We start from the raw sequence: 6,104 nt of genomic DNA, 5'->3' as shown, positions 1-6,104 counted from the left end.
GGATAGAAAAAAAAGAGTCAGCATGACCGCAAGAGAGACGGGCCGTGTTTTCACCCTTGCGGTCTGATCGGTTGCTCTCATGGTTGCGCTACCTCTCGGGTCCCACATTTGTTAAGTACAAATTAACTATTGTGATATTTTTAACACACCCTCTGGCCTCTGTCAAACCCTTTTGTCGGACAAGGGCCCGGTGGTGACTCGCCCGTCTGCCTGTTGTTTTTGTTGTCGGCGGTCTTTCAACCGGTACCACATCACCCGGACGATATAGGCGAGACAGAGGCCCAACAGGCCGAGCACCGTCATCAGCAGGCCTACAAGGTAGATGGCCTGGCCGAAGTTGGAGATTTTGCCGAGGGCGCCGCCGATGAGAGCCCGGACCATCAGGGAAAGCAGGAAGAGGGTGATGAGCAGAAAGAGAGTGTAGAAGGTCCACCACGAGACCTCCTTGATGCCGCCCGCAACGGACTCGGTCGGCCTTTCTCTCCCTTCCATATCTTCCTCTTCACCCCGCTTTCCGGCTCCCGGCCTTCTCCTCGGCCAGAAGTTCCTCTATCTTGTCGAGCATTTGCCGGGTCACATCGGCTATTTCCCTGGCGTATTCCAGGTTGTGGATTGCGTCTCCTTGCTCGAGAAGGTCGAAATTGTGCTCCGCATCGCCCAGGAGTTTCGTAAAGACGAAGGTGTGCCTTCCCTTTCTCTCGAGTTCCTGGACCCTCTCCCTGACACTGGTCATGCGGGGTTCGAGCTCTCTCACAAAAGAGTCTGCCCTCTTTTTCCACTCGGAAAGGATCTCTCCATAGCTCTCGTCATGGCATGCGATGCACTGGGCCTTGACCTGGCGGTAACCGGATTCCAGTCCCTCAAGGGTGTGCCTGTGGCAGTCACCGCACTCCACGATACCGGCCTTGAAACTGGGAGAATCCTGCACACCGACTGCGGTTTTGCCGTAGAAGAGATTCCCTGCAGCCTGATGACAGTCGGTACACTTCACTCTTCCTGCCCCCTCGCCGTGGTGACAGACATCGCAGTTGTTCATGTACGTCTCGCCGTGCTTCTCCCTGGGTGAATGGCAGTCCGTGCAATCCATGTCCTCCAGATGGGGGCGATGGGGGAAGGAAGTCCTGCCGAAGGGAACCGATCGGTCCTCGATCCCTCCATGGCAAAGGGTGGTGCATGAGTAACGGGTCTCCACCTCCTGGGGCTCGTAGTCCTCCTTGAGGAGCGCCATGGCTTCTTCGGTGTTGTTCCTGGCGTAGTTGAGGAGCCTTATGGCATATTCGATGTTATGGACTCCCTTGCCCAGGAGCACGAAGGAGAAGTTGTGGCGGGCCTCGGTGAGGAGGTTTTCCGCTCTCTTGAGTTTTCTGTCTCCTGGAGACCTTTTCTTGGCCCTGTAGAGTTCCTTCTGAACATCGAATACACGCCTGTTGAGATCGTTCCCCAGTTCCATTAAGATCCGGTTCCAGGTGAGGAGCATCCTGTCCGAGCCGATGCCGTGACACTCCACACAGGCCTCGCCAAGGGCCCTCTCCGTGAACCGTGTGGTGAAGAGCGCGGCTTCGCTGGCCTTCTGGGTCTTATGGCAGGCGGTGCAGTCGATTCCCGTGAGAAACATCTTTGAAGGCGTATTGGAGACCCCGATGCCCCCGGTGCCCGAATACATCTCCCTGGGCCCGAAATGGACCGTCTCGACATGGCACTTTTCGCAGCTGCCGGAGAATTCGGTGATTGTGGGCATCCCGGTGATTTCGTGCTTGATCTCCGTGTGGCAGCGATAGCATTCGATCTTATGATCGGTCACGTGCATGCGGTGGATGAACTCTGAGGGGTACTTCGTCTCGAGAATTTCCGGCTCCCCGTGGCACTCCAGGCATCGGTTCTCGGGTACGTGACCGTCGCCCTTGTTGATCCCTCCGTGGCACTCCAGGCATCGGACTCCCCGCTCGATGTACTTGGCGTGGTTGAACTTGACCCCTTTGACCACGAGGTCCCCCTTGGGCTCCACATGGCAGGCGCCGCACTCCGCACAGGAGAGACAGCCCTCCTCGTCCTCGAGCCCTGCCTTGTAGAAGTGGCAGATAAAGCAGTCGCTCTCGGTCACGGTCAGATGGGCACCCTGGACGATCTGGGCGTGGCAGGTGGTGCAGCGGAGCTTCTTCCCCCTCCGCAACTCCTCGATGTGTCTGCCGTGATCGAAGGCCACGTTCTTGAAGATCATCTTTTTTTTCAGATCCTCCCTCCGGTGGCATCCCTCCTGGAGGCAGGCGGCATCGCTGATTTCCGCATGGGGCTTGGGCGAGCGTTTTCCCGTGATGAAGAGGACCAGTGAGACCTGTCCGTCCCTCCACTTTCCCTTGAGGTGGTTGAAAAATCCCGGTTCGTAATGGCACTCGGCACAGGGGACGAAATTGTGTTTCGAGGATTTCCAGGAATCCACATAGACCTTCATGTTGTGGCAGAGGCCGCAGAAGGCAGGCCTCTCTGAGGCCTTGTAGCCTATGGCCATGAGTATGATCAAAACGATGAAGCAGAGGGAGAGAAAGGCAAGAAGCCCTTTCTTGTGTTCCTTCGTCCCCCTGTACGTCTCCCGCCAGAAGGCGATCCAGAAATCCGTGATGTATCTCCAGAGATCGGCGATGAGTCCGAAGTATCTCTTGAGAAAGGACTTCATGAGTACACCTCTCCTCCTAGGGCATCCTGTGGTTCTCTCTGGCGGGAGTCCACGGCAAGCGCTTCAGGTCTTGACAGACAAAAAAGATCAAGAGGGTACCGGATCAGCCGAAAAATCCCCAGAGAATCAGGAAGACACAGAGCAAACCGACAAAAATTCCTCCAAAGCCGAACAGTTGCCCCCACAGATAGGTGAGAACACCCGGGTGCTTGGCCTTGAAGGTGTCGAGCTTCTTCTCCGCGACCAACCGGTCGTAGTGGCCGGGTCGATCATCGATGAACTCCACCTTCGGGAACCTGCCCGTGAAAATCCCCACGTCCATGGGGAACTTCTCGGGGCGGAAATGGGTGTGGAAGAAATGGACGGTGAAGATAAAACCCGCTGCCAGAAGAGCCTCGTCCGAGTGGACGATGGTGGCCACGTTGAAGATCCACCCGGGCAAAAAGATCGAGAAGAAGTCCGGAAACCAGAGCATAAGGCCCGACAACCCGATGGCGAACATCCCCCAGAAGACCGCCATGAAGTCGAACTTCTCCCAGTAGGTCCACCGGTCGAACCTCGGCTTTGGTCCTTTTCCGAAGAACCATTTAAGCATCCCTATGACATCCTTGACATCCTGCCATCGGGGTGCGAGCGAATCCGGGCCGAAGAGCCTCCGCAGTGGGCCTCCCTTGACGTCCTTCCTGAAGAAGACGAAGTAGATCACGTTGACCAGAATCGCAGAGAAATAGGCAAAGGTAACGCCCGCGCAGATGCGGTGAATCAGGCCGGCCCTGTGGGGCCCCCCGAAGATCCCTATCAGCCCCTTGGCCCAGTCCGCATGGGAGAACTTAAGCGGCAGGCCGGTCAGGACAAGGAGGAGGAAGCTGATCATCATCACGAAGTGGATGGTGATATCGAAGTTGTCGAATCTCCTGTAGATCTCTCCAGACTTCTCGACGTAGGGCGGCAGGAATTCCCCGGCAGCCCACATCTTTCTCTTCTCCCGGTAAGCCCTCTGCCACCAGAGAAACGAGTGGAACCAGAAGAAACCGAACACCCCAACCAGGAGGACCGTCATAAAGACGAAGGTCCAGTAAAGAACAGGGTAGTGCTCCTTGTCGTAGTGGTTGGCATGGGCGATCCACTGGACGAAATTGCTGTTGGCATTTGCGTGGCACTTTCCGCACGTCTCAACGAGCCTCGCCTGGGAGATGGTCGACTTCGGGTTGTCTGGCGGCAGGATGCTGTGGAATCCGTGGCAGTCGGCGCACCCCGCGACCATGGTGGGATACCCCAAGTGCTCCACCTTCCCGTGGTAGCTCTCCTCGTAGGTCTCGTTGGCGATGAGAAGGACATTGTTTCGCTTCATCATCTCCTTGTCGGCATGGCACTTCTGGCAGACCTTGGTGTGAAAGAGACGCCTGAATTCGACCCTCTCAGGCTCGTCGCCGGAGAGAATAGGGGTGTTGTGGAGCCCGTGGCAGTCAGAGCAGACGGCCGAGTCTCTGTTGCCCGCGAGGACAGCCTTGCCGTGAACGCTCTCCGAGTAACCGTCATCATCGTGGCACATGGTGCACTTCTGGATGACCGCAGCCTTGTCTCCCCTCCATGGCGTGATCTCGTGGATGTTGGTATGGCAGTCCTGGCACTTCACGTCGTTGATGAAATGGGCACTGGCGTAATGCTCCACGCCCTCTGCCTTGTGGCAGCGGTGACAGGTGACCGGTTCCGCCTGAATCCTGGCCCCCTCCACGGTGTGTTGTTCGATGTCGGTGATGTCCCAGTGGCAGCTGTTGCAGGAGTTGGCGCCATGGACGGACCGCGCGAATTTGGTCTCGTCGATCTCTTCATGACACTCCAGACAGGTCGAGTTGTCGATGCATTCCAGGCAGTACTCCCGGTCGCGGATCTTGAACTTCTTCTTTACCCGCTGCAGCTCTTCTTCCAGGTTCAGCGGCTTTGCAGAGCAGACTCCCCCCGCAATCACAAGGGGCAGAAGGAGAATCACGGCTGCCAAGAGGGAAAGAACCCAGTCTCTAAGTCTCATCTGATGATCTCCTTACCGATTTCTCAACTACAAGACGACCCCCAGGTAAACCCTCAAGCGGCCTGCCTGGGGCGAACCCACTGGGATCGGCCGACATCTCCGGCCTCAGGCGAACTTGCCGAGGATCAGAAAAGCAATGATCAGGGTATAGATCACCAGGGATTCGATCATGGCCAGTCCGATGATCATGGGTGTCACCATCTGCCCTGCAGCGCTGGGATTTCTTGCGATCCCGTCCAGGGCCGCGGTCAGTCCCTTTCCCTGGCTGATGGCTCCTCCCAAGGTCGCAATGGCCATGGCAAAACCGGCGCTCAGGACCACCCACATGTTGGTTTCTCCTCCGCCCCCGGCCGCCTTGCCGGCCTCGGACGCCAGGGCAGATCCGAACAGAACAAGAGAGGAAAAGATCCCGGCAGAGAGAAAGAGAATCACCTTTTTCAGCATCAACGTCCCTCCTTTTGCTTCTGGATTTAGAGCCTTCTACTCCTCCATATGTTCGATAGCTCCTGAGAAATAGGCCATTGAGAGAAGTACAAAGACGAGAGTCTGCACGATGCCCACAAAGATCCCAAGAACCATCACCACTATGGGAATGAGAAAGGGCATGAGTCCGAAGAAGATCAGAAAGACCGTATGGTCCCCCATGATATTTCCAAAGAGTCGAAGGGAGAGGGATAGGGGCCTGGCCAGATGCCCGATTATCTCTATGGGAATCATCAATGGGGCGAGCCACCAGAAAGGTCCGGCAAAATGCTTGAGGTATCTCAGGCCATGTTCCCTGAGACCGTAGTAGTGGGTGAGGGCGAAGACGGTGAGGGCGCAGGCAGCCGTTGTATTGAGACTGTCTGTGGGGGGATCGAAACCGGGAATGACCCCCGAGAGGTTCGAGAAAAGGATGAACACCACCAGACCGCCGATAATCAATACGAAGTCCTTTCCCCTTTCGCCCATATTTGCTGAGAGAAGCTTGAGAACCGCCTCGACCAGGAGCTCGAGAACATTACGCAGGGTGAGGCGATCGTCGGGGACGACCGCGTCTCTGGTCTTCCTGAGCTGGCGGTTTCCGACAAAAGCCAGCAGGATGACCAGCCCCATGACCAGGAGGCTGTTTCCCACATAGGGAGGCATGTATTCGGGCATATCCCCGAGAAGCGGAAGATGGCCCAGACTGGGAAGCCTGACACGGTCCAAGCCTATGAGGTGGATCCAACTGATCGCGCCATGCTCCATGGAACCTACCCGCCTCCCCTGGAAAGCCCCCTGAGACTCTCCAGGCAGATGGCGAAAAATACCGTCGAGAGCCCCACGATGAAGGCCAGAGGGTTGAGATTGAATAGGTATTCCCTATAGTAGACGATCGCACAGGGAAGGACAAGAAACAGCAGGAGCTTGAGCGCGTACTGC

6 protein-coding genes are annotated in these 6,104 nt (G+C 56.7%); all 6 read right to left on the bottom strand.

Features of this window, described 5'->3' with window-relative positions; all coding sequences use genetic code 11:
* Window positions 1-162: 162 nt before the first annotated feature.
* Window positions 163-492: a hypothetical protein gene (locus tag JRJ26_19950; protein ID MBW2059764.1), complete on the bottom strand. Its 330-nt coding sequence runs from the start codon at window positions 490-492 to the stop codon at window positions 163-165.
* A 10-nt stretch (window positions 493-502) separates the two neighbouring features.
* Entirely contained in the window at window positions 503-2,671 is a 2,169-nt protein-coding gene (locus JRJ26_19945; GenBank protein ID MBW2059763.1) for a cytochrome c3 family protein, read from the bottom strand.
* A 103-nt stretch (window positions 2,672-2,774) separates the two neighbouring features.
* Window positions 2,775-4,700 carry a cytochrome c3 family protein gene (locus JRJ26_19940; GenBank protein MBW2059762.1) on the bottom strand — a complete coding sequence of 642 codons (1,926 nt, stop codon included), beginning with the start codon at window positions 4,698-4,700 and terminating at the stop codon, window positions 2,775-2,777.
* Between the two features lie 105 nt (window positions 4,701-4,805).
* Window positions 4,806-5,027, bottom strand: a complete 222-nt coding sequence (locus JRJ26_19935) for an ATP synthase F0 subunit C (protein ID MBW2059761.1) — start codon at window positions 5,025-5,027, stop codon at window positions 4,806-4,808.
* A gap of 153 nt (window positions 5,028-5,180) precedes the next feature.
* Window positions 5,181-5,930, bottom strand: coding sequence for a F0F1 ATP synthase subunit A (gene atpB, locus JRJ26_19930; protein MBW2059760.1), 750 nt, complete (start codon window positions 5,928-5,930; stop codon window positions 5,181-5,183).
* A gap of 5 nt (window positions 5,931-5,935) precedes the next feature.
* A partial coding sequence (locus tag JRJ26_19925; protein MBW2059759.1) for a hypothetical protein occupies window positions 5,936-6,104 on the bottom strand: 169 nt, incomplete at its 5' end.

This window comes from Deltaproteobacteria bacterium (genome assembly GCA_019308905.1).
In the GTDB taxonomy this organism is placed as follows: Bacteria; Desulfobacterota; BSN033; order WVXP01; family WVXP01; genus JAFDHF01.
The sequence above is the reverse complement of the archived record's forward strand: the minus strand, read 5'-3'. Positions and strand labels throughout refer to the sequence as shown.